We start from the raw sequence: 21,875 nt of genomic DNA on the forward strand, positions 1-21,875 counted from the left end.
GTCAAGCAACACACGTAACCAGAACGCCATGTGTCGGCAATCCGATGTGCCGCAGCGCACGCACCGATTCGCGGGCCGTGGCACCGGTCGTCAGCACGTCGTCGACCAGCACTATCTCGGCGTTCGCCGGTATTCCCCGATCGGCGACACGGCCGGGGGCGGCGTGCACCCGCCCCTCCAGGTTGCGAGCCCGCTCGGCGGGTGTCAAGCCGACCGAATCACGCACCTCACGCCCCACTCGCAACAGGGGTACCATGCGGGTATCCGGTAGCCATTGCGCAGCTACCGCGGCCGACCGCAGCACCGGATCGCCGCCTCGACGGCGCGCCGCCACGCCCCTGCTCGGCGCGGGAACCAGCACCAAAGGACGGCGCTGCGAACGCAACTCGGCGAGCGCGCCCGCGAGCGCCGCCCCGAGTGGCTTCGCCAGATCCCGCCTGCCTCGTTCCTTGACGGCGAGCACCGCCCGGCGCGCGGGCCCGGCGTACGGCCCGAGCGCCCAGCACGGAACGCCCGGATCGGTGCGCGGCCACACCCGCACCGGCGGGCCGGTCAGGGTGACGGCACAGGCGGCGCACCAATCGGCTCCGGAACGTCCGCAGCCCGCGCAGGCGGCGGGCAGCACCAGATCGAGCAGGGTTCGCATCGACCGAGTGTGCGCCCGTCCCCCGACAAGTTCGCTCGCTCAGGTCGATGGCGGCGGTCGTATGCCTCTGCGGCAAGGACATTTACGCGCTACGGTCACCGCCGCCCCCAACCCGGAACCCATGGAGACCCCTGAGGCAGTCCACCGGTGTTCCGCCTCGGGAACAACGCCCAGAGACCCGCCCGGGGCGCCCATATTCGAGTAGGCCCCTACGGCGGGCCATGGCACCGAGCCGGCTGGATCACCCTCGGGCGATGCTCGCGGAAGGACCTGCACCATCGCCGCGTGTACCTCTCGGTCGCCCCGAGCGGCAGCACCGATCCCGCACCGCGTACTCGGGCGGGGTTCAGCCTCAGCCGGGCAGGACGGGTATCGCGTTCGCGCCCAGGCCCGGAACCTCGCGCCAGTACGGCTGCCCTTGGTCCGGAGCGGAGGTCAGCTCCAGCACCGCGCGTGAGTCGGCGACATACTGGTGGTCCGGGCTCGCGCTCACCGAGCGCACCGGCGCCGTCAGATTCTGTGAGGTCAGCGGGGTCGGCTCCGAGCCATCGACCGACACTGTGCTGACCGGGTCCACATTGCCCTCACGGGCGATGATGATGGTGTCCGCGTCGAGCCAGTCCACCGAGACCGCGGCCGTGCTGAGTCCGACGCCCACGGGAAGCGCCGAGGTCAGCGCCACCTTTCCGTCCGGTTTGGGCACGACGACCGCGACATACACCCTGCCGTCCGCGATCATCGCCGCCCGGACTCCGGACCGCGAGATCCGTAGTTCGGTGATCGGCAGCCGAGGCGAGGTGGCCGAGGATGCCGCCGTCAGCCCGGAGATGTCGACGTTCTGCACCGATACATTGCCACTGCCCCGGTCATTGACCGCGCGGATCACCCGGTCGCCGTCGACCACCGCCCATGCCGCGCTGCCGTCCGCGGTCCAGGAGGGCCGGGTGATGGTGAAGCCCTCGGCCACCGGAAAGGCGTTGCCGCCGTAGGTGCCGACCATCAGCGTGCGCGACGGCACGCCCGGGGGTCTTCCGGCTTCCGCGACGGCGGCGACGAGCTGACCGTCCGGGGACAACGTGGCCGACTGGAGGTTGTTCACCCCCCCGAAGTAGCCGGGAGCGGGGATGATGCCACCGTTCTCGGCGATCTGCACCAACCCCCCGCCGCGCAGCGCGTGCAGCCCGGTCTGGTTGCGCGCGGAGGCGGCCGGATTGAACTGCTGCACGTCGGCCGCGCTCCACCCGTTCGCCGCGAACCGCTCGTCCAGCGGCTTGCCGTCGGCGAGCAGCATGTACGGCCCGAGGATGTCGGCGCTGGACAACGTGAGCACCACCTGCGCGGCCAGTAGTTCGCGCTCGCGCGGATTCAACGCCGACGCGCCCGCAAAGTCGATCTTGACGCCGCCGAGCCCGATGCCGACGCCATCGGGATCACCGTTGGCCTTGGTGATCGCCCCGCGCAGCGCGATCGGCGGCGTCAGCTCGCTGCGCAGCACCGACGCCAGCGCGGGCTGCGGCCCCTCGAGCAACGAGCTGAGCAATCGCTGGGCCAGCTGGGCTTTCGGCACCGCTAGCCAGCGCAGATCCGGGACGGCCATATTGCCGCTCGGATCTAGGAAGTACAGCACGTAGCGGCGGTAGGACTTGAAGAACGCGGTGGAGTCCATGACGACGCCGTCGGGCAATTCATCGATGCGCCACTCACCGTTGATCTTGGTCAGCTCGATCTTGTTCTCGACGAAGGGGATGTCGTCGTTGGGGCGATACCCCCCGTCGGCGGACAGCTCCCCGACCTTGCGCGCGCGGATCAGATAGTTGGCTTTGTCTCCGGAGCGCGACTCTCGCAACGTGTCGGGCTTCTCGACGATGACGGTGCCCGCTGCGTCGTCCCATTGGGTGGAAGCCGCGGGGGTCATGTACTGCCGGGCGGCCAGATGCCGGTTGGCGGGATCGGCGGTGGCCTGGAGGAAGTCGCGCAGCAGCAGATCGGGATCGCGGTTGGCGACCGGCGGCGGCGGCCCCTCGGAGGTGGGCTCCCGGTTGATGGTGCCCAGCGCCTCCGGCGCGGAGGACTCGGGCAGGCTGGCGCAGGCGGTGAGCGGCGCCACGACCGCGAGAATCGTTGCCACCAGCACTGTCAGCCGCCGCCCCCGCGCAGATCTGACACGCATTCTCATGACTGTACGTCCCCCGGTTCGCGCGCCCCGCCGCCCCCGGCTTGCGCCGACTCCGATGCCGATGAACCGTTCGTTCCGGACGCGTGCGCCTCGTCGGTCGAGGCGGTGTCTGTGGGCTGCGTGCCGCCGGCCGGGGCGTGCGGTTCGTTCGCACGATCCTCCGAGCCGCCTTCCGCACCCCGGCTGTCTCCTTCATCGCCGCTCGGCCGGTCGCCGTCCGGCTCGTCCGCGTGCTCCGAACGCCCGCTGCCGGACGCTGTCCCGGAATCGCCCTGCTGCGCACCGGCCGGATCGGAATTGCCCGGCTCCGCGCTAGGCGGCACGACGCTCGTCCCCTGCGCAGCGCCCGAAGCGGTCGAGTCGTAGGTGGCATCGTCCGGTTCGGCGGCGACCGGCGGCGCCTTCTCCGGTTCGACGGGCGGTTCCGGCTCGACCAGGCGCATCGACTTGCGCGCCGGTTCCAGCGGAAGCGGGCTCGGGCCGAGTTTCTTGCCGCGCACCAGCGGCAGCGTCAGGCGGAAGCTGGCGCCGATGCCTGCCTCACCCCATGCCTCGAGCTTGCCCTCGTGCAGGTTCGCGTCCTCCACGCTGATCGACAGGCCGAGACCGGTGCCGCCGGAGCGGCGCATGCGGGACGGATCCGAGCGCCAGAACCGGTTGAAGACCAGCTTCTCCTCGCCCGGCCGCAGACCGACGCCTTGATCGCGCACGACGACGGCGACCGCGTTGGCCTCGACGTCGCCGCGCATCCGGATCAGCACCGGCTTGCCCTCGCTGTGATCGATCGCGTTGGCGAGCAGGTTGCGCAGCACGCGCTCCACCCGGCGCGGATCGACCTCGGCGACGAGCGGGTCCTCCGGCAGGTCGCTGATCACCTCGACCCCGGCGTCCTTGGCCAGGTGCCGCACGGTGGAGATCGCGGCCCGCGCGCACATCCGCACGTCCAGCGACTCGACCTGCAGTTCGGCGACGCCCGCGTCGTGCCTGCTGATCTCCAGCAGGTCGTTGAGCAGGCCCTCGAACCGATCCAGCTCGTTGACCAGCAACTCGGCGCTGCGGGCCAGGGCTGGATCGAGGTCGTCGCTGCTGCCGTGGATCAGGTCGGCGGCCATGCGCACGGTGGTCAGCGGGGTGCGCAACTCGTGGCTGACGTCGGAGGTGAACCGGCGCTGCAGATTGCCGAACTCCTCCAGCTGGGTGATCTGGTTGGAGAGGCTTTCGGCCATCTCGTTGAACGCCTGGGCCAGCCGCGCCATATCGTCCTCGCCGCGCACCAGCATGCGTTCCTTGAGCCTGCCGTCGGCGAACCGGCCCGCGATCCGGGCGGCGGAACGAATCGGCAAGACCACCTGCCTGGTGACCAGCGCGGTGATCGCGGCCAGCAACACCAGCAGCACGATGCCGCCGACCAGCATGGTGCCGCGCATCAGCGACAGGCTGCGTTCCTCGTTGGCCAGCGGGAAGATCAGGTAGATCTCCAGGGTCGGGATCTCCGCACTCGGGCTGCCGATGATCAGCGCGCGACCGCGGTAGCCATCCGCGTCGTCTACCGTGGCGAACTGGTAGCTGACCTGGTTGCGCTGCACGAACCGGCGCAGTTCGTCGGGCACCTCTTGGATCGGGCCGCGCGGAATCTGCTGCGGCGGCATCCCGCCGATGACGCTCAGCGCCGAATCGAAGCTGCCCGCCGCGCCGGTGGACTGGCCGGTGCCGCCGCGGTTGGACAGCGCGTTGCGGGCCTCCTCCAACCGCTGCGGTTGGGCGCCGATGTCGTGCACACCCGCCAGCTGGCTCTCCACCGTATTGCGCGCACGGTCCATCTCCTCGACCGCGGCGTTGATCTTGGCGTCCAACAACCGGTCGGTGATCTGACTGGTCAGCACCACGCCGAGGATCGTGATGACGATCAGCGACAGCGTCAGCGTGGACACGATGACGCGCAACTGCAGCGAACGACGCCACAGGTGGCCTAAGGCAATGCCGACCGCTTGGAACCAGGCCACCACCGGAGCCAGCGATCGTTCCAGACGCGTGATCACGCCATGGATCACGGCGGTCCGGCCTTGTAACCGACACCGCGGACGGTCAGCACGATCTCCGGGTTCTCGGGATCCTTCTCCACCTTCGCCCGCAACCGCTGCACGTGGACGTTCACCAGGCGGGTGTCGGCGGCGTGCCGGTAGCCCCAGACCTGCTCGAGCAGGACCTCACGGGTGAACACCTGGCGCGGCTTACGAGCCAGGGCGACGAGCAGGTCGAACTCCAGCGGCGTCAGCGAGATCTGCGCGCCGCCGCGGCTGACCTTGTGCGCGGGCACATCGATCACGATATCGGCGATCGACAGCAGCTCGGCGGGCTCCTCCTCGGTCCGGCGCAGGCGGGCCCGCACCCGGGCGACGAGCTCCTTCGGCTTGAAGGGCTTGACGATGTAATCGTCGGCGCCCGATTCCAGACCCAGCACGACGTCGACCGTGTCGGTCTTCGCCGTGAGCATCACGATCGGAACCCCGGAATCGGCCCGCAGCACACGGCACACGTCGATGCCGTTCATGCCGGGCAGCATCAGGTCCAGCAACACCAGATCGGGGCGGATCTCGCGAACCGCCGCCAGGGCCTGTGTGCCGTCGCCGACCACGTGCGGGTCGAACCCTTCCCCGCGCAAGACGATCGTGAGCATCTCGGCGAGTGCCATATCGTCGTCGACGACCAGAATCTTCGGCTTCATAACTACTATGTTGTCATCTCCCAGGCCAGGATCGGGCCGCCACGCCAACACTGGTGCGAACCCACGGCACAGCCAACCTTATCGACCAACGATTTCGGCGATCCGCGCGGCCAGCTCAGCCGGACCGTCGTCGGATCGGTATGTCCACCAGGGTCCGCGCCAGTCGCGTTCGGCCAGCTCACGGTACACCGCGCCGGTCCGGTGCTGCAGACCGCCGTCACGCTCGTAGGCGTCGAGGGCGCGCTCGGCGTCGAGTTCGCCACGCCTGCGGGCACGCTCGGCCGCGAGTTCGGTGGGTACATCCAGCAGCACCTGGAGGGCAGGCACGGGCAGGGCGAATCTGCCGAATTCCAATTCGCCCACCCAGTCCACGATTTCACCGTCGGCCGACTGCCCGAGCCGGGCCGCCGAGTAGGCGGCGTTGGAGGCGACGTAGCGATCCAGGAGTACAACGTCGTTGTCGGCCAACAGCTTCGACAGCTCGTCCTGCGCGTCCGCGCGGTCCAGCGCGAACAGCAGGGCCATGCCGCTGACCGAGCCCGCGAGGTCGCCGTGCGCGCCACGCAGCGCCTCGGCGGCCAGATCGGCGTGCACCGAGACGCGGTAGCGCGGGAAGGCCACCGTCGCGACGCGCAGCCCGCGCCCACGCAGATCGGCGACAACCCGCTCGATCAGCGTCCGCTTGCCTGCGCCGTCGAGCCCCTCGACCGCTATCAGCACTCCCATGACCAGGCAGACTACCCCGCCGACCGCCCGCCGGTGACAGCGCCTCACCAGCGCATATACCCAGCTGCTCGGCCGGGCGCCGGGGTCACCGCGCAGCTCGGCCCGCCCCAACCGCCGTCGATCCGTACTCGCCGATCCAGCCCGCCGAGCCCCCGCGGCTTGCATGCGGGAGAAGCGGAGGCCGCCGACACCTTCAGTGTCGGCGGCCTCCGCGAGTTCCGCGGCTCAGTAGCGGTAGTGGTCCGGCTTGTACGGGCCCTCGACGTCGACGCCGATGTACTCGGCCTGGTCCTTGGTGAGCTTGGTGAGCTCGCCGCCGAGCGCTTCGACGTGGATGCGGGCGACCTTCTCGTCCAGGTGCTTCGGCAGCCGGTAGACCTCGTTGTCGTACTGCTCGGGCTTGGTCCACAGCTCGATCTGGGCGATCACCTGGTTGGAGAAGCTGTTGGACATCACGAACGACGGATGGCCGGTCGCGTTGCCGAGGTTGAGCAGACGCCCCTCCGACAGCACCAGGATCGAGCGGCCGCTCTCCTTGAACGTCCACAGGTCGACCTGCGGCTTGATGGTCAACTTCGTTGCGCCGGAACGCTCCAGCGCCGCCATGTCGATCTCGTTGTCGAAGTGGCCGATGTTGCCCAGGATGGCCTGGTCCTTCATCGCCTTCATGTGCTCGAGGGTGATGATGTCCTTGTTGCCGGTCGCGGTGATGACGATGTCGGCCTCGCCGATCGCGTTCTCCACGGTCACCACGTCGTAGCCGTCCATCAGCGCCTGCAGCGCGTTGATCGGGTCGATCTCGGTGACCTGCACCCGGGCGCCCTGTCCGGCAAGCGATTCCGCGCAACCCTTACCGACATCGCCGTAGCCGCAGATCAATATCTTCTTGCCGCCGATGAGCACGTCGGTGCCGCGGTTGATGCCGTCGATCAGCGAGTGGCGGGTGCCGTACTTGTTGTCGAACTTGCTCTTGGTGACCGAGTCGTTGACGTTGATCGCGGGGAACACCAGCTCACCCGCCGCCGCGAACTGGTAGAGCCGCAGCACGCCGGTGGTGGTCTCCTCGGTGACGCCGCGCACCGACTCGGCGATCTTGCTCCACTTTCCCCGGTCGGTCTCGAACCGCTCGCGCAGCAGGCTCAGGAAGACCTTGAACTCGGCCGAGTGGTCCTCGTCCTCGGGCGGCACCACGCCGGCCTTCTCGAACTGCGCGCCGCGCAGCACGAGCATGGTGGCGTCGCCGCCGTCGTCGAGGATCATGTTGGCCGGTTCACCCGGCCAGGTGAGCATCTGCTCGGCGGCCCACCAGTACTCCTCCAGCGTCTCGCCCTTCCAGGCGAACACCGGGGTGCCCTTGGGCTCCTCGACGGTGCCGTTCGGGCCGACGACGACGGCGGCCGCCGCGTGGTCCTGGGTGGAGAAGATGTTGCAGGAGGCCCAGCGGACCTCGGCGCCGAGGCTGGTCAGGGTCTCGATCAGCACCGCGGTCTGCACGGTCATGTGCAGCGAGCCGGAGATGCGCGCGCCCTGCAGCGGCCGCACCTCGGCGTATTCACGGCGCAGCGCCATCAGACCGGGCATCTCGTGTTCGGCCAGGCGGATCTCTTTGCGGCCGAAATCGGCCAGCGACAGATCCGCCACCTTGTAGTCGATGCCGTTGCGGACATCGGCGGTCAACGACGTGCGTGCGGGAAGTTCTGAGGTGGTCATCAGCCTCTCCTGGTTCGGCAAGTACCGAGGCAAGGCTAGTCGCTCACGGCCGGGTGCGGACGACGCGGCCGTCCTCTTCGCCCGGCCCGGCGCGGACCGGGGTCGCGCCGGGGCACCGATGCGCCCGTTACGCGGTGACGCCGCGGGCCGCCAGGATGCGGCGGCGCTTGCGCGGCTGGATGTTCGCCAGTGTGATGTCGCCGCCGTAGTGGGCGAGGACGCGGTCGTCCATCATCCAGCGCCACAGCGGCGGGATGGCGGCCAGCACGATCATGGCGGCATAACCCGCGGGCAGTTGCGGGGCCTGTTCGGAGGTCCGCAGCGTCTGGTAGCGACGGCCGGGATTGGCGTGGTGGTCGCTGTGGCGCTGCAGGTGGAACAGGAAGATGTTGGTGACCAGGTGGTCGCTGTTCCAGCTGTCGCGCGGCGAGCAGCGGGCGTACCTGCCGTTCGGGCGGCGCGCCCGCAGCAGGCCGTAGTGCTCGACATAGTTCACCGTCTCCAGCAGGCCGAAGCCGATCACGGCCTGCAACAGCAGCCAGGGCAGCACTTGGTAGCCGAACGCCGCGATCAGGGAGCCGAACAGCACCAGCGTCATCGACCAGGCTTGCAGGATGTGGTTGTGCACGCTCCACCAGCCCTTGCCCTTGCGCGCGAGCCGTTCGCGCTCGAGGGCGATCGCGGAGCGGAAACTGCCGGACACGCTGCGGGGCAGGAACTCCCACAGCGACTCGCCCAGCCGGGCGCTGGCCGGATCCTCCGGGGTGGCCACGCGCACGTGGTGGCCGCGGTTGTGCTCGACGAAGAAATGCCCGTAACCGGACTGGGCGAGCGCGATCTTCGCCAGCCAGCGCTCCATGTGCTCGACCCGGTGCCCGAGTTCGTGGGCGGCGTTGATGCCGATTCCGCTGACGAAGCCGAGGGTGGTGGCCAGACCGAACTTGTCCACCGTGCTCAGTTCGTCGCCGGCCCACATATAGCTCGCGACGACCAAGCCGATCAGCTGGACCGGGAGCATCAGATAGGTGCACCACCGGTAGTACCGGTCGTTGGACAGCAGCTCGTAGTCCTCGTCTTTTGGGTTGCTCCCGTCCACGCCGACCGCCCAGTCCAGCACCGGGATGACGATCAGCACGATGATCGGGCCGATCCACCAGAAGACCGCGGAGCCGGTGTGCAGCACCAGTTGTGACGGCAGCAATGCCGACGAGGGCGCGAGCAAGCCGAGAACCCACAGATGGCGTTTGGGATCGACCGATCCCAGCGGTTTGCCAACCGTTTGCACTTTTGCTCCACTCAGAGAAGACCCGAACACCGTCGACTGAGAATACTTCTCGAGTTGTGGTCCGTTACAACGATGCCATCGGTTGAAACGTGATCGCTATTACAAGCCGGGCAGTCTGTTTTCAATGTGCTGCATATGCGCCAGGTCGCGAGCCGGTTGCCCTCAGGGCTCAGCTCTGCACCCGCGCGGCGAGGATCGCTTCGACATAAGGGCTCAGCAGCGCGCTCAGTTCCTCGGGAGCGTCGCGCCCGGGACCAGGCGGAGTGGGGATGTAGCTGAGGGCGATTCGCACCAGCGCGTGCGCGATGACGTCCGATTCGGCCGCCGTGGTTGCCACCCAGCTGTGCTGGAAGGCACCCGACAGCCGCTCGGTCGCGTGCGCCAGCAACGGCCCCGCGTCGAGCGTGATCAGGCGCAGCAGATCCAGCTTGACCTCGCCCCCCAGCAGCGACTGCACCAGCGGGTCGGACGCCGCGTCGAACAGGAAATTCGTTATCCCGTCGCGGAAAGCCGCGCGGACGTCACCGACGTTGCCGTTGATGGCGGCGTCGACGTGATCGACCAGGAAGTCGGCCAAACGCAGCGCGTAGGCCTGGGTGAGCCCGCTGCGCGAGCCGAATTCGTTGTACAGCGTCTGCCTGCTCACGCCGGCCCTGGCCGCGACGTCACCGAGCGTGATCTTGGACCAATCCCGCTCGGTGAGCAGCTCGCGCATCGCGTCCAGGACCGACGTCCGCAGCAGATCCCGCGCGGCCTCCTGGTAGGGAATCCTGGTTCCGTTCCGCGGCATACCCGCGACACTGTCACGGGCGCCTGCCGCAGTCAAAATCTCACGACCGTTCGATTTCGACCATGAAGAAATCCGCTTTGGCGGCGCCGCAGTCCGGACAGGTCCAGTCGTCGGGAATGTCGTCCCAGCGGGTCCCCGGGGCGATGCCGTCCTCCGGCCAGCCCTCGGCTTCGTCGTACTCGAAGCCACACTGGATGCACTGATACAGCTTGTACTCGGTCATTTCATACTCCCCATCGGCTCGAAGTCGATCTTCTCCCGCACGCCGCAGTCCGGACAGCACCAGTCGTCCGGCACCGTCTCCCACCGGGTGCCCGGCGGAAAGCCCTCGTGCGGAGCGCCTTTCGCTTCATCGAAGACATAGTCGCAGACCGGGCAGCGATACGCGCTCACGCCGTCTCCTTTCGGACACAGGCGGAACCCTCCGCGGTGGTCACTCGCCGCCACCTCCGGCCTCGGACGCTCATGCCGTGGCCTTTCCCGCTCGAGCGGCGCCGTAACGCGCCAGCACCTTGTCCCGCTTGGCCGGATCTATGTTGGCGCGGGTGATGTCGCCGTCGTAGTGCGCGAGCACCCGCTTGTCCATGACACGACGCCACAGCGGCGGGAAGTAGGCGAGCAGGATCATGCTGGCGTAGCCGCTCGGCAGGTTCGGCGCGCCGTCCCAGCTGCGCAACGTCTGGTAGCGCCGGGTGGGGTAGGCGTGATGGTCGCTGTGCCGCTGGAGGTGGTACAGGAAGATGTTGGTGACGATGTGGTCGCTGTTCCAGCTGTGCACCGGGGCCGGCCGCTCGTACCGGCCGCTCGCCGTACGCTGCCGCACCAGGCCGTAGTGCTCCAGGTAATTGACCGCCTCCAGCAGGCTGAAGCCCACCACCGCCTGCAGGATCAGGTACGGCAGCAGCTCGACGCCGAACACCGCGACCAGGACCGCGAACAGCGCCGCCGACATCAGCCAGGCGCTGAGTACTTCGTTGCGCGGGCTCCACGGCTTCTTGCCGAGCCGTTCCAGCCGGGCCTTCTCCAGATGCCAGGACGACTTCAGGCTGCCCCACACGGTGCGCGGCCAGAAGGCCCAGAACGTCTCGCCCACCCGGGAGCTCGCGGGATCCTCGGGGGTGGCGACGCGCACGTGGTGGCCGCGATTGTGCTCGATGTAGAAGTGCCCGTAGCAGGACTGGGCCAGCGCGATGCGCGACAGCCAGCGCTCCAGGTCGACCTTCTTGTGGCCGAGTTCGTGCGCGGTGTTGATGCCGATGCCGCCGATCATGCCGACGGTGATCGCCAGGCCGATCTTGTCCACCACGTGCAGCCCGCCGTCGATGCCGAGCCAGCTCACGTGGTCGGCGGTGATCAGATAGGCCGCCATCACCAGCGCGGCGTACTGGAACGGCAGGTACAGGTAGGTGAGATAGCGGTAGTACTTGTCGTTCTCCAGGTACTCCATCACCTCGTCGGGCGGATTGTCGCCGTCCGGGCCGAAGAAGACGTCCGCGATCGGGATCAGCACGTAGATCAGAATCGGCCCGAGCCAGAACGGCACCTGCGCCAGGCGGTGCCAGCCGAGCTCGTTCAATGCCCAGATCAGCGGCAGGCCGATGGTGAACAGGCCGGTCGGCGCGAACAGCCCCCACAGCCACATATAACGCTTGCGGTCCCGCCAGGCCGGCATCTCGACCGGCTGCACGGACATGTCGGCGTGCGTCGACATCGTCGTCTCCATTCCGAACGGCGCGTCGGCTGTGACGCGCATTACCTCACTTATGGACGATAGAGGCATATTTGTCGCATGTCTATACAAATACGACAATTTGTAAACCTCGCTCGAATGCCGAAAGCCCCGGCCGGATGTCATCCGGCCGGGACTCGTCTGGAAGTAACGCGGCTACGTCACCGCAGCAGGACGTCGGCGTCGGCGGGTAGGGCGTCTACCGGCCACCAGCGCAGGTCGGTGGATTCGTGGCTGCGCACCGGGATCGCGCCCGCGGGGGCGGTGATGCGGAACAGGAGGTCCAAGTGCCTGGTGGGGGTACCGAGCGAACAGGTGATGGGATGCGCCTGCGCGCCGTAGAGGCCAGGATGCAGGCGCAGGTCCGCGATGCCGGACTCCTCGGTCGCTTCGCGCAGCGCGGCGCCCGCGACCGTCTCGTCCCCCTCCTCACAGTGGCCGCCGAGCTGGATCCAGCGCCCGACCCGCGGATGCAGGGTGAGCAGCACCTCGCGACCGTCGTCGGAGAACACCACCGCGGAGGCGGTGATGTGCCCGGGCGCGTGCTCGCGCAGGCAGCCACGCGGTGCGGAGCCGAGGAAGGCCAGCATCGCCTCGCGCAGCGAGCGCTCCGGATCTGTCGCGGGACCCCAGGTCGCGAGCAGCTCGGTCGCCGAGGCGTGCAGCGATTCCGCGCTCACCGGCGACCTGCCGTGGCGCGGAAGGCGATCCGTTCGATCACAGCTCGACCAGCCCGGAGCCCGCGCCGGGCGCCTGGCGCGGGGTCAGCTCCTCGAGTGGATGGCCGATGGCGACGGCGCCCAGCGGACTCCAGTCCTCGGCCAGGCCCAGAACCTCACGGGTGACCTCGGGCGCGAAGATCGTGGACCCGATCCAGCAGCTGCCGATCCCCTCGGTGGCCAAGGCGACCAGCAGCCCCTGCACCGCGGCGCCCACCGCGACGGTGAACATGGTGCGCTCGTCGGCCCGCCTGCGCTCGTCCGGGTAATCGTGCGCACCGTCCGGCACACAGAACGGAATGATCACCTCGGGTGCGTCGAACAGGATGCGCCCGCGCGCGACCCGGCGCTCGATCCGCTCCGGCGGCAGGCCGTCCGCGGTCAGATCCGCGCGCCACTTCCGCGCCATCGCCTCGAGCAGTCGAGTGCGCAGCTCCGGCGTGCGCAGCCACACGAACCGCACGGGCCGCGTGTGGTGCGGAGCGGGCGCGGTCAGCGCGATCGACACCGCCGAGCGGATCCGCTCCGGATCGACGGGCGCGTCGGAGAACTGACGGATCGAGCGACGCAGCAGGATCGCCTCCCTGCGACCGCGGTCGATCGCCTCCGCGGTGCCCAGCCAGAACAGATCGTCGGTGCCGCCGCGGAGCAGATCGGTGGCGTCGGATCCGTCGTCGACGATCGGCAGCCCGCGCACCACGGCCACCGGGACACCGCCGAGCTTGCCCTTGACCAGGTCCGCTGCCGCGGCCAGCTCGTCGGCCACGGCCACCTGGGTGACGAACAGCTCGTTGCCCTGGCCGTCGACCGCGCCCGCGTAGTCGTGCAGCACGCGCAGGCCCGCGGCGCCGATGGCCGCGTCGGTCTGCCCGTTGCGCCAGGCGCGGCCCATCGTGTCGGTGACGACCACCGCGACCGTCACGCCCAGTCGTGCGGCGAGCGCGGCGCGCAGCGCCTTGGCGCTGGCGTCCGGGTCGGTGGGCAGCAGCACGAGCTCGCCCTGTTCGACGTTCGAGCCGTCGACACCGGAGGCCGCCTGCACGATCCCCAGCTTGTTCTCGGTGATCAGCGTGCGCCCGCGGCGCGCGAGCACCCGCACCGCCTCCTGGTCGACGAGCCCGCGCCGCACGGCGTCGCGCTCCTCGGGGTCCGACGGCGCTTCCACGATGCGGCCCTCGACCTTGGCGACGATCTTGCTGGTGACCACCAGCACGTCACCGTCGGCGAGCCAGGGCGCGCAGCGGGCGATCTGCTCGGCGAGGTCGTCGCCGGGGCGGAATTCGGGCAGGCCGGTGACGGGCAGGATGCGCAGCTCTCCTGCCGCGTGGTCGATCGATGTGCTCACAGGGCGACTCCAGCGAGATCCAGCGCCTCACGCACCATTTCGGCGGTGGTGGGCGGGTCGGTCATCAACAAGGGCACGCTGCGTACCTCCACTCCGGGCACCTCGGCGGTGTCGGTGCTGTGGATCAGCCAGCCGTCCAGGATTCCGGTGGCCGAGCGGGCGCCGTAGTACCGGCCGATCGCCTCGGCCGTGGTTTCCACGCCGATCACCGACAGGCACTCGTCGGCCATACCGCGCAACGGCTTCCCGTCGATCACGCCGGACACACCGATCACCTTGGCCGGGGTGGTGCGCAGCGCGCCGCGGATGCCGGGCACGGCGAGGATGGCGCCGATGCTCACGACGGGGTTCGACGGAGCGAGGAGAACCACGTCGGCGGATTCTATGATATCGATCACATTTGGGGCAGGTTTGGCTTCATCGGCGCCAATTGTGGCGAATCCATGGGTGTCGATGTTCGCGCGGTAGCGAACCCACCACTCTTGAAAATGGATCGCGCGCCGTTCGCCAGGGTTGTCCGGATCGGTCACCACGACATGCGTTTCGCAGCGATCGTCGGTTGCCGGGATCAGTTTCACGCCGGGCTGCCACCTGTTGCACAGCGCCTCGGTCACCGTCGAGAGCCGGTATCCGGCGCGCAACATTTCGGTACGGATCAGATGCGTGGCGATATCGCGGTCCCCCAAGCCGAACCAGTCCGGCTGGGCCCGATACTTCGCGAGCTCCTCCTTGGCGTGCCAGGTTTCGCCCACACGACCCCAGCCGCGCTCGGTATCGATTCCTCCGCCGAGGGTATACATGCAGGTGTCGAGGTCGGGGCAGATCCGAAGGCCGTGCATCCAGACGTCGTCGCCGACGTTCACGATCGCGGAGACTTCCGCCTCGGGCAGCAGCTCCCGGACGCCCTGAAGGAAACGCGCGCCACCGACGCCGCCGACCAGCACGGCGACCCGGGGTCCGTTCGCGGGTGTGGCGTCCGCTTGTTGTCCAGTCACATCCGCACAGCCTATGCGCTGGCGTGGCGGCTCCCGTTCGCGGCAAATTTGCTGTTTATTTGCTATTGCAGATCACAAGATCGTCTCGGAATGCGGGTGCGGATAGTAACGGAATAGCGACGGCGGCTTGACCATCGACGCGTCCGGCGTGTCTAATCACAGTCATGTCATTCCGGGTTCGCGCGAGAGATCAACGCGCGAACGGTATTTCGAACACCTGTTCGCATCGGTGTGACAAGCTCGGGGACGTCCGCGGGACAACGTCGCGGGGTATGGCCGTCGGTGCATGTGTTGGTCCGACGGAAAGAATCATTCTGCGCTAACACACAGTGAGGAGGCGGAGCGATGGCCAACGAGATGGTCTCGCCGACCGATTCCACAGCAGGCGCAGCACGTGGCGTCTGCGCAGACAACGGCGGCTGGAACGACCAAGAGGGGGGTGACGGAGTCACGACGCCCCGGCTCAGCCTGGTCGTGACCGGCTTCGACGAGATGTTCGAATCCATCGAGGAGCAGTGGCAGGAGCGCGCCCTGTGCGCGCAGACCGATCCGGAGGCGTTCTTCCCCGAGAAGGGCGGCTCCACCCGTGAGGCCAAACGGATCTGCATGGGCTGCGAGGTACGCGACGAGTGCCTGGAGTACGCGCTCGCGCACGATGAGCGCTTCGGCATCTGGGGCGGCCTCTCCGAGCGGGAGCGCCGCCGCCTCAAGCGCGGCATCGGCTGACATACGTACGCGGCGCCCGGAGCCGCCCGCCCACCAGGGCGCTCCGGGCGCGCGCGACACGACCGAAGTTCTCCCACCGCCTCGATGCGGACGACCGCGGCCCGCTGGCCTAGATTTTGTCTCATGGCACGTTCCCGTAAGCGTCGACCGCCCACCGCGCGGTCGGTGATCCGCCGTGGCCGCGGAGTACGAGGGCCGATGCTGCCACCCACCGTTCCCGCTTGGCGGACCCGCGGCCAGAAGTTCGACCGGCTGGTGCTGGAGGCGTTCGCCCCCTTGGACTCCCGCTGGCACGACCGGCTCACCAAACTCGACATCGCGGTCGACGACGTTCCGAAAATTCGTCCGCTGCACCCCGATTCGGTCACCTGGCCGGACGAGGTGGTCGCCGACGGCCCGGTCCCGCTCTCCCGGCTCATCCCGGCAGGCGTCGACCGGCACGGCGCGGCGACCAGGGCACGGGTGGTGCTGTTCCGCAAGCCGCTCGAACTACGCGCCAGCGACCCCGACGATCTGGTGGATCTGCTGCGCGAAGTGCTGGTCCAGCAGGTCGCGACCTACCTGGGCGTCGACCCGGACGTGATCGATCCGGAAGGCGAGTGAGTCGCACCCATCCACGCGGCGGCGGTCCTCGAATGCCGTTGCGGGGCAAGCGCGGGCACGTGTAGGTCGGCCGCCTGCTGGGTACCCCGCACTTCCACTCCGCGACAGACCAGTAGCGCGCGTCCGGGACACCGATGCCCGCGCGTCCGGGGGACGTCGTCCACAACACCGCAGAGCGCGTCGCGCGCACTGCGGAACGCCGTGCTGCCCTCGTTTCGTGGCATGCGGACCGAGATTCCTCGAGCGTGTCTGTCCCCATCGACGCGCCAGGGGGGTTACTCTCATCGGCGTGATTCCCATGCGTCGTTGCTGCCGTCCAGGCTGCAAGAATCCGGCCGTCGCGACGCTCACCTATGTGTACTCGGACTCGACGGCAGTGGTCGGACCACTCGCGACGGTCGCCGAACCGCACTCCTGGGATCTCTGCGAAACGCACGGCTCACGCATCACCGCTCCGAAAGGCTGGGAACTGGTTCGCCACGAAGGCGGATTCTCCTCCAGCACACCGGACGACGACGATCTGACCGCGCTCGCCGAGGCGGTGCGGGAGGCCGGGCTGCGCCGCCGCCCGCCGGAGCGCGAGCAGCGCGGCTACCACGACTACTCTCCCCCGCCGCCGCGTACCACGCGAACGGGTCGCCGCGGCCATCTGCGCGTCCTGCCCGACCCGCCGTCCTGATCGACGAGGACGGTGTCGGACCGGTCCGGCGCAACCACTAGGGTGTTGGGCATGACAGTCGCCCGCTCTGCCGAATTCGTGAACGCGGTGATCAAGGCCTACGACGTTCGCGGTGTGGTCGGTGAACAGATCGACGCGGAATTCGTCAGGGACGTCGGCGCGTCCTTCGCCCGGCTGATGCGAGCCGAGGGCGCGCACCGGATCGTCATCGGTCACGACATGCGCGACTCCTCACCCGAGTTGTCGGCCGCCTTCGCCGACGGCGCGCTCGGCCAGGGCCTGGATGTGGTGCACATCGGCCTCGCGTCCACCGACCAGCTGTACTTCGCTTCCGGCCGCCTGGACTGCCCGGGCGCCATGTTCACCGCCAGTCACAACCCGGCCCGGTACAACGGCATCAAGCTGTGTCGCGCCAAAGCCCTTCCGGTCGGGCAGGACACCGGTCTGGCCACCATCAAGAACGAGCTGATCGAGGGCGTGCCCGCGTACACGGGCGAGCGCGGCGCCGCGACCGACTTGGACCTGCTGGCCGAATACGCGGAGTTCCTGCGCAGTCTGGTCGAACTCGGCGGCATCCGGCCCCTCACCATCGCGGTGGACGCGGGCAACGGCATGGGCGGGCACACGGTGCCCGCGGTGCTGGGCGCGCTGCCCCAGGTGAAGATCGTGCCGTTGTACTTCGAGCTGGACGGCAACTTCCCGAACCACGAGGCCAACCCGCTCGACCCGGCCAACCTGGTGGACCTGCAGAAGCTGGTCCGCGAATCCGGCGCGGACATCGGCTTGGCCTTCGACGGCGACGCCGACCGCTGCTTCGTGGTCGACGAGAACGGCGAGCCGGTGTCGCCGTCGGCGATCACCGCCCTGGTCGCCGAGCGCGAGCTGGGCAAGGAGCCCGGCGCGGTGATCATCCACAACCTGATCACCTCCCGCGCGGTGCCGGAGCTGGTGCACGAGCTGGGCGGGACGCCGGTGCGCACCCGGGTCGGCCACTCGTTCATCAAGCAGGAGATGGCCGCCACCGGAGCGGTGTTCGGCGGCGAGCACTCCGCGCACTACTACTTCCGCGACTTCTGGGGCGCCGACTCCGGGATGCTCGCCGCGCTGCACGTGCTGGCCGCACTCGGCGAGAAGGACCGGCCGGTGTCGGATCTGATGGAGTCCTACGCGACCTACGCGGCCTCCGGCGAGATCAACTCCACGGTGGCCGACGCCGCGGCGCGGACATCGGCCGTGGTGGACGCCTTCGCGGACCGGGCGCAATCGGTGGACCGCCTCGACGGGGTGACCGTGCAGCTGGCCGACAACGCCTGGTTCAACCTGCGCGCGTCGAACACCGAGCCGTTGCTCCGGCTGAATGTCGAGGCCCGATCGGCGGAGGAAGTAGACGCACTCGTGACCGAGATCCTGAGCATCGTGCGCTCCTGACTGGAATAGTGGAATCACAGGCCTTGGATTCGCCCGGCTCGGTCTCGGTGTGGCAGCTGGACCGGGTGGGCGCGGGGGCGGAAAAGATACAGCGCGATGAGGGGAGGTGGGACGCCCGATGATCGCTGGAACACCGGTGCTCGACCTCGACGATGCCGCTTCACTCGAAGCCGCCGATGCAGGCGGCGCCCTTCGCTCGGCCGCCTCGGGCGGCGCCCAGGTGCGCGCTACCGCGGCCGCCGTGGGTGAGCACGCACTCGCCCGATTGGCCGATCTGCGGCCGCGCAGCGTGGTGCTGGTCTCCGGTTCCGGACGTGCCGCGCGTGCCGCCGGACTGCTCGTGGCCGCACTCGGGGACCGCGCGGGCCTGCCCGTCGTGCCCGCCGCCGCCCTCCCGCCGTGGGTGGGACCGCTCGACGTGGTCCTGGTCTCCGGCGACGACGCGGGTGATCCCCGCCTGATCGATGCCGTCAACCGGGCGCTGCGCCGCGGTGCCGAGGTGGTCGTCGCCGCGCCGCACGAGGGGCCGCTGCGCGCCGCCGCGGCCGGTCGCGCCGCCGTTCTGGAACCCAGGGTGCAGGTGCTCGGGCACAACCGCCTGTTGCGCTTCCTGGCCGCCGGAATCGCGGTCCTGCGCGCGGTCGACCCCCAGCGCACCGGAGCCGCCGTCCCCGAACTCGCCGAACTGGCCGACGTGCTGGACGCGGAGGCGCTGCGCGACGGCCCGCACAACGAGGTCTTCCACAACCCCGCCAAGACGCTGGCCGCCCGCATGCAGCAGCGGGGCATCGTGCTCGCGGGCGACTCGCCCGCCGCCGCCGAACTGGCCGAGCACGGCGCCGAGGTGCTGCTGCAGACCGCGGGCAAGGTGGCCACCGCGGTGGATCTGGCCGAGGCCGTGTCGGCGCGGACCCGGCTCGCCGAGGCGGCGGGCGAACCCGCGCCCGGCTTCGACCCGATGTTCCACGACGAGGAGCTGGACGGCCCCGCGCCCGTGGAGCGCATCCGGGTGTTCGTGCTCAGCGCCGATCGCGATCGTGCGGCCGCGCGCCGCCGCGTCGCGATCTTCGGCGGTGGCGGACCGAATCTGGTGGACGCCGACCTGGTGAACGCCGATGTCGATCTGCTGCACACCGAGATGACCGACCCCGCCGCTCCCGCGCAGGCCCACGCCGAAGAGCCCGCGCAGGCGAACGGCACCGAACTCGAACAGCTCGCGGTGCTCGCGCTGCGACTGGAGATGGCCGCCGCCTACCTGCGGCTGATCGGCGCGCGTACCGCCGCGACCGACGGCCAGGGGCAGTACGGGGGAAGCTACTAGTGCACGAACTCGTTGGTGCGCTGCGCTCGTATGCCTGGGGCTCGCGCACCGCGCTCGCTCAGCTGTGCGGCAGGCCGGTGCCGTCGGCGCATCCGGAAGCGGAATTGTGGTTCGGCGCCCACCCGGCCGACCCCGCGTACGTCAAGATCGGGGACAGCCCCATCTCGCTGCTGGAACTGATCGCCGCCGACCCGTACCGGGAGCTGGGCTCGGCCGCAACCAGGTTCGGCGAGAAGCTGCCGTTCCTGCTCAAGGTCCTGGCCGCGGAGGAGCCGCTGTCGCTGCAGGCGCACCCGAGCACCGAGCAGGCGCGGGCCGGCTTCGACCGGGAGAATCGGGCGAAGGTGCCGTTCGATTCACCCCTGCGCAACTACCGCGACGACAATCACAAGCCGGAGTTGGTAGTCGCGCTGGAGCGGTTCGAGGCGCTGGCCGGTTTCCGCGAACCGCACCGCACCGTCGCATTGTTGCGCGCGCTGGCGGTGGACGGGTTGCGCTCCTACTGCGAACTCCTCGCCGCGCAGCCGGATTCCGCCGGCCTGCGCACGCTGTTCACCACCTGGATCACGCTCCCGCAGCACGTGCTCGCCACGCTGCTGCCCGAAGTGCTGGACGGCTGCGTGCGATACCTGTCCGGCAAGGGCACGCGCGAGTTCACGGCCGAGGCGCGCACGACGCTCGAACTGGCCGAGGCCTACCCCGGCGACGCCGGGGTGCTGGCGGCGCTGCTGCTGAACCGGGTGACGCTGGAGCCGGGCCAGGGCTTGTTCCTCGCGGCCGGGAATCTGCACGCCTACCTGCGCGGGGTGGGGGTGGAGATCATGGCCAACTCCGACAACGTGCTGCGCGGCGGCCTCACCCCCAAGCACGTCGACGTGCCGGAACTGTTGCGGGTGCTGGATTTCGAGCCGATCGGCCTGCCGGTGGTGCTGCCCGAGCCGGCCGGTGACGGATCGGTGCGCTACCGGGCGCCCGCCCCCGAGTTCGCGCTGCGCCGCTTCGACCTGGTCGCCGGGTCCGCGCGGGTGCCGCTGACCGCGGCGGGGCCGGGCATCGTGCTGTGCACGGCGGGAACCGTGCGCCTGTTCCGCGACGGCTCGTCGCTGGAACTCACCCGCGGCGGCGCGGCGTGGATCTCCGCCTCCGACACCGATATCCGCGCGCAGGCGGTGGACGGTCGCGTCCAGCTGTTCTGCGCGTGCGTCGGTTCGGCCGGCTGACCGATCCGGAACGCCTATCCCCAGGTGCCCTAGGCTGTTCGCGGGTATCTCGAAAACAGAGAGGACATGCTTCCATGTCGGCTGGCGGTGGCAAGAAGGCGATCATCGCGGCGTTGACCGCGAACGCGGGGATCGCCGCGGCGAAATTCGTCGGCGCGGCGATCACGGGTTCGGGGTCGATGCTCGCCGAGGCCGTGCACTCCGTGGCCGACACGGGCAACCAGGGACTGCTGCTGCTGGGGCAGCAGCGTGCCGCGAAGGAAGCCGACGAGCTGCACCCGTTCGGGTACGCGCGCAACCGCTACTTCTATTCGTTCATCGTGGCGCTCGTGCTGTTCACCCTCGGCTCCGGTTACGCCATCTACGAGGGCATCCACAAGATCCAGCACCCCGAGGAGCTGAGTTCGCCGCTCGTGGCGGTCGTGATCCTGGTGCTCGCGATCGTGTTGGAGTCCTACAGCTTCACCACGGCGGTGCGCGAGTCCGCGCCGCTCAAAGGCAACGCGAGCTGGTGGCGGTTCATCCGCAATTCGCGCAGTCCGGAGCTTCCGGTGGTGCTGCTGGAGGACACCGGCGCGCTGATCGGTCTGGTCTTCGCGTTCGCGGGCGTCGGCCTGACCATGCTCACCGACGACCCGGTCTGGGACGGCATCGGCACCCTGGCCATCGGCGGCCTGCTCGGCGTCATCGCGGTGGTGCTCATCGTGGAGATGCAGAGCTTGCTGATCGGTGAGGGCGCGACGCCGGAGGAGAACCGGCGGATCCGGACGAGCCTGGTCGACGAGACCCGCATCGATCGGGTGATCCACCTCAAGACGCAGTATCTCGGTCCGGACGAATTGCTCGTGGCCGCGAAGATCGGCGTGGTGCCCGGTCTCGACGTCGCCGCGATCGCCGACGCCATCGATGACGCCGAGTCCCGCGTCCGCGCGGCGGTCCCCGCGGCGCGCGTCATCTACCTCGAACCCGATCTCTACCGCACCGAACTCGCCAAGGGATAGGTCCGCCTAGAGCGGAGACGATGCCTCGCACGGCGCGCGAGTCCGTGCGGG

At 69.2% G+C, this 21,875-nt stretch carries 21 protein-coding genes; 7 read left to right on the forward strand and 14 right to left on the reverse strand.

The window, feature by feature from the left end; translation table 11 throughout:
• Position 1 precedes the first annotated feature (1 nt).
• The 14 genes from ABZ420_RS20740 to cofD form a co-directional block, all read right to left on the reverse strand.
• The gene (locus tag ABZ420_RS20740) at positions 2-646 is read right to left on the reverse strand and encodes a ComF family protein (protein WP_357125028.1); all 645 of its coding nucleotides are present in this window, start codon (positions 644-646) and stop codon (positions 2-4) included.
• Positions 647-998: 352 nt separating this feature from the next.
• Entirely contained in the window at positions 999-2,822 is a 1,824-nt protein-coding gene (gene lpqB / locus ABZ420_RS20745) for an MtrAB system accessory lipoprotein LpqB (protein WP_357125031.1), read from the reverse strand.
• Positions 2,819-4,861 carry an MtrAB system histidine kinase MtrB gene (gene mtrB / locus ABZ420_RS20750; protein ID WP_357125034.1) on the reverse strand — a complete coding sequence of 681 codons (2,043 nt, stop codon included), beginning with the start codon at positions 4,859-4,861 and terminating at the stop codon, positions 2,819-2,821. Before mtrB ends, lpqB begins: the two co-directional genes overlap by 4 nt.
• Before the next feature lie 8 nt (positions 4,862-4,869).
• Positions 4,870-5,556: an MtrAB system response regulator MtrA gene (gene mtrA / locus ABZ420_RS20755; protein ID WP_174315456.1), complete on the reverse strand. Its 687-nt coding sequence runs from the start codon at positions 5,554-5,556 to the stop codon at positions 4,870-4,872.
• A gap of 69 nt (positions 5,557-5,625) precedes the next feature.
• On the reverse strand, positions 5,626-6,273 hold the full coding sequence (locus ABZ420_RS20760; protein WP_357125037.1) for a dTMP kinase: 648 nt from the start codon (positions 6,271-6,273) through the stop codon (positions 5,626-5,628).
• Between the two features lie 225 nt (positions 6,274-6,498).
• Positions 6,499-7,983, reverse strand: a complete 1,485-nt coding sequence (gene ahcY, locus ABZ420_RS20765) for an adenosylhomocysteinase (RefSeq protein ID WP_357125040.1) — start codon at positions 7,981-7,983, stop codon at positions 6,499-6,501.
• A 127-nt stretch (positions 7,984-8,110) separates the two neighbouring features.
• Complete coding sequence (locus ABZ420_RS20770; protein ID WP_357125042.1) at positions 8,111-9,268, reverse strand: alkane 1-monooxygenase; 1,158 nt, start codon at positions 9,266-9,268, stop codon at positions 8,111-8,113.
• Between the two features lie 169 nt (positions 9,269-9,437).
• Entirely contained in the window at positions 9,438-10,058 is a 621-nt protein-coding gene (locus ABZ420_RS20775) for a TetR family transcriptional regulator (RefSeq protein ID WP_357125045.1), read from the reverse strand.
• A gap of 40 nt (positions 10,059-10,098) precedes the next feature.
• Positions 10,099-10,281 (reverse strand): rubredoxin, encoded by a 183-nt coding sequence (locus ABZ420_RS20780; protein ID WP_040869242.1) that lies wholly within the window; start codon positions 10,279-10,281, stop codon positions 10,099-10,101.
• Positions 10,278-10,451 carry a rubredoxin gene (locus ABZ420_RS20785; RefSeq protein WP_040869243.1) on the reverse strand — a complete coding sequence of 58 codons (174 nt, stop codon included), beginning with the start codon at positions 10,449-10,451 and terminating at the stop codon, positions 10,278-10,280. The genes ABZ420_RS20780 and ABZ420_RS20785 overlap by 4 nt, the downstream gene beginning before the upstream one ends.
• Positions 10,452-10,521: 70 nt before the next feature.
• Positions 10,522-11,769 (reverse strand): alkane 1-monooxygenase, encoded by a 1,248-nt coding sequence (locus ABZ420_RS20790; RefSeq protein ID WP_357125047.1) that lies wholly within the window; start codon positions 11,767-11,769, stop codon positions 10,522-10,524.
• 179 nt (positions 11,770-11,948) lie between these two features.
• On the reverse strand, positions 11,949-12,467 hold the full coding sequence (locus ABZ420_RS20795; protein ID WP_357125050.1) for an NUDIX domain-containing protein: 519 nt from the start codon (positions 12,465-12,467) through the stop codon (positions 11,949-11,951).
• A 37-nt stretch (positions 12,468-12,504) separates the two neighbouring features.
• A complete protein-coding gene (locus ABZ420_RS20800; RefSeq protein WP_357125053.1) occupies positions 12,505-13,851 on the reverse strand; it encodes a coenzyme F420-0:L-glutamate ligase in 1,347 nt (448 codons plus the stop codon).
• Positions 13,848-14,846, reverse strand: a complete 999-nt coding sequence (cofD, locus tag ABZ420_RS20805) for a 2-phospho-L-lactate transferase (protein WP_357125056.1) — start codon at positions 14,844-14,846, stop codon at positions 13,848-13,850. The genes ABZ420_RS20800 and cofD overlap by 4 nt, the downstream gene beginning before the upstream one ends.
• Positions 14,847-15,338: 492 nt before the next feature.
• On the opposite strand from cofD, the gene ABZ420_RS20810 reads away from it, so the two are divergent.
• The 7 genes from ABZ420_RS20810 (at position 15,339) to ABZ420_RS20840 (ending at position 21,824) form a co-directional block, all read left to right on the forward strand.
• Positions 15,339-15,572 (forward strand): WhiB family transcriptional regulator, encoded by a 234-nt coding sequence (locus tag ABZ420_RS20810; protein ID WP_029901515.1) that lies wholly within the window; start codon positions 15,339-15,341, stop codon positions 15,570-15,572.
• A 123-nt stretch (positions 15,573-15,695) separates the two neighbouring features.
• Positions 15,696-16,175 carry a metallopeptidase family protein gene (locus ABZ420_RS20815; RefSeq protein WP_357125059.1) on the forward strand — a complete coding sequence of 160 codons (480 nt, stop codon included), beginning with the start codon at positions 15,696-15,698 and terminating at the stop codon, positions 16,173-16,175.
• 289 nt (positions 16,176-16,464) lie between these two features.
• Complete coding sequence (locus tag ABZ420_RS20820) at positions 16,465-16,854, forward strand: DUF3499 domain-containing protein (RefSeq protein ID WP_217999270.1); 390 nt, start codon at positions 16,465-16,467, stop codon at positions 16,852-16,854.
• A gap of 51 nt (positions 16,855-16,905) precedes the next feature.
• Positions 16,906-18,282, forward strand: a complete 1,377-nt coding sequence (locus ABZ420_RS20825) for a phosphomannomutase/phosphoglucomutase (protein WP_357125062.1) — start codon at positions 16,906-16,908, stop codon at positions 18,280-18,282.
• A gap of 118 nt (positions 18,283-18,400) precedes the next feature.
• A complete protein-coding gene (locus tag ABZ420_RS20830; protein WP_357125065.1) occupies positions 18,401-19,603 on the forward strand; it encodes a tobH protein in 1,203 nt (400 codons plus the stop codon).
• Complete coding sequence (gene manA, locus ABZ420_RS20835; RefSeq protein ID WP_357125068.1) at positions 19,603-20,823, forward strand: mannose-6-phosphate isomerase, class I; 1,221 nt, start codon at positions 19,603-19,605, stop codon at positions 20,821-20,823. The genes ABZ420_RS20830 and manA overlap by 1 nt, the downstream gene beginning before the upstream one ends.
• A gap of 74 nt (positions 20,824-20,897) precedes the next feature.
• On the forward strand, positions 20,898-21,824 hold the full coding sequence (locus ABZ420_RS20840) for a cation diffusion facilitator family transporter (protein WP_357125071.1): 927 nt from the start codon (positions 20,898-20,900) through the stop codon (positions 21,822-21,824).
• Positions 21,825-21,875 lie beyond the last annotated feature (51 nt).

It is taken from the genome of Nocardia sp. NPDC005745 (assembly GCF_040630775.1).
Lineage (GTDB): Bacteria > Actinomycetota > Actinomycetes > Mycobacteriales > Mycobacteriaceae > Nocardia.

What these genes read in the sequence shown, in the direction of transcription:
- ABZ420_RS20760 (WP_357125037.1), bottom strand. Translation starts at nt 6,273, where the DNA reads ATGGGAGTGCTGATAGCGGTCGAGGGGCTCGACGGCGCAGGCAAGCGG.
- ahcY (WP_357125040.1), bottom strand. Translation starts at nt 7,983, where the DNA reads ATGACCACCTCAGAACTTCCCGCACGCACGTCGTTGACCGCCGATGTC.
- ABZ420_RS20840 (WP_357125071.1), top strand. Translation starts at nt 20,898, where the DNA reads ATGTCGGCTGGCGGTGGCAAGAAGGCGATCATCGCGGCGTTGACCGCG.
- ABZ420_RS20830 (WP_357125065.1), top strand. Translation starts at nt 18,401, where the DNA reads ATGATCGCTGGAACACCGGTGCTCGACCTCGACGATGCCGCTTCACTC.
- ABZ420_RS20775 (WP_357125045.1), bottom strand. Translation starts at nt 10,058, where the DNA reads ATGCCGCGGAACGGAACCAGGATTCCCTACCAGGAGGCCGCGCGGGAT.
- lpqB (WP_357125031.1), bottom strand. Translation starts at nt 2,822, where the DNA reads ATGAGAATGCGTGTCAGATCTGCGCGGGGGCGGCGGCTGACAGTGCTG.
- ABZ420_RS20810 (WP_029901515.1), top strand. Translation starts at nt 15,339, where the DNA reads ATGTTCGAATCCATCGAGGAGCAGTGGCAGGAGCGCGCCCTGTGCGCG.
- ABZ420_RS20740 (WP_357125028.1), bottom strand. Translation starts at nt 646, where the DNA reads ATGCGAACCCTGCTCGATCTGGTGCTGCCCGCCGCCTGCGCGGGCTGC.
- ABZ420_RS20780 (WP_040869242.1), bottom strand. Translation starts at nt 10,281, where the DNA reads ATGACCGAGTACAAGCTGTATCAGTGCATCCAGTGTGGCTTCGAGTAC.
- ABZ420_RS20825 (WP_357125062.1), top strand. Translation starts at nt 16,906, where the DNA reads ATGACAGTCGCCCGCTCTGCCGAATTCGTGAACGCGGTGATCAAGGCC.
- ABZ420_RS20790 (WP_357125047.1), bottom strand. Translation starts at nt 11,769, where the DNA reads ATGTCGACGCACGCCGACATGTCCGTGCAGCCGGTCGAGATGCCGGCC.
- ABZ420_RS20815 (WP_357125059.1), top strand. Translation starts at nt 15,696, where the DNA reads ATGGCACGTTCCCGTAAGCGTCGACCGCCCACCGCGCGGTCGGTGATC.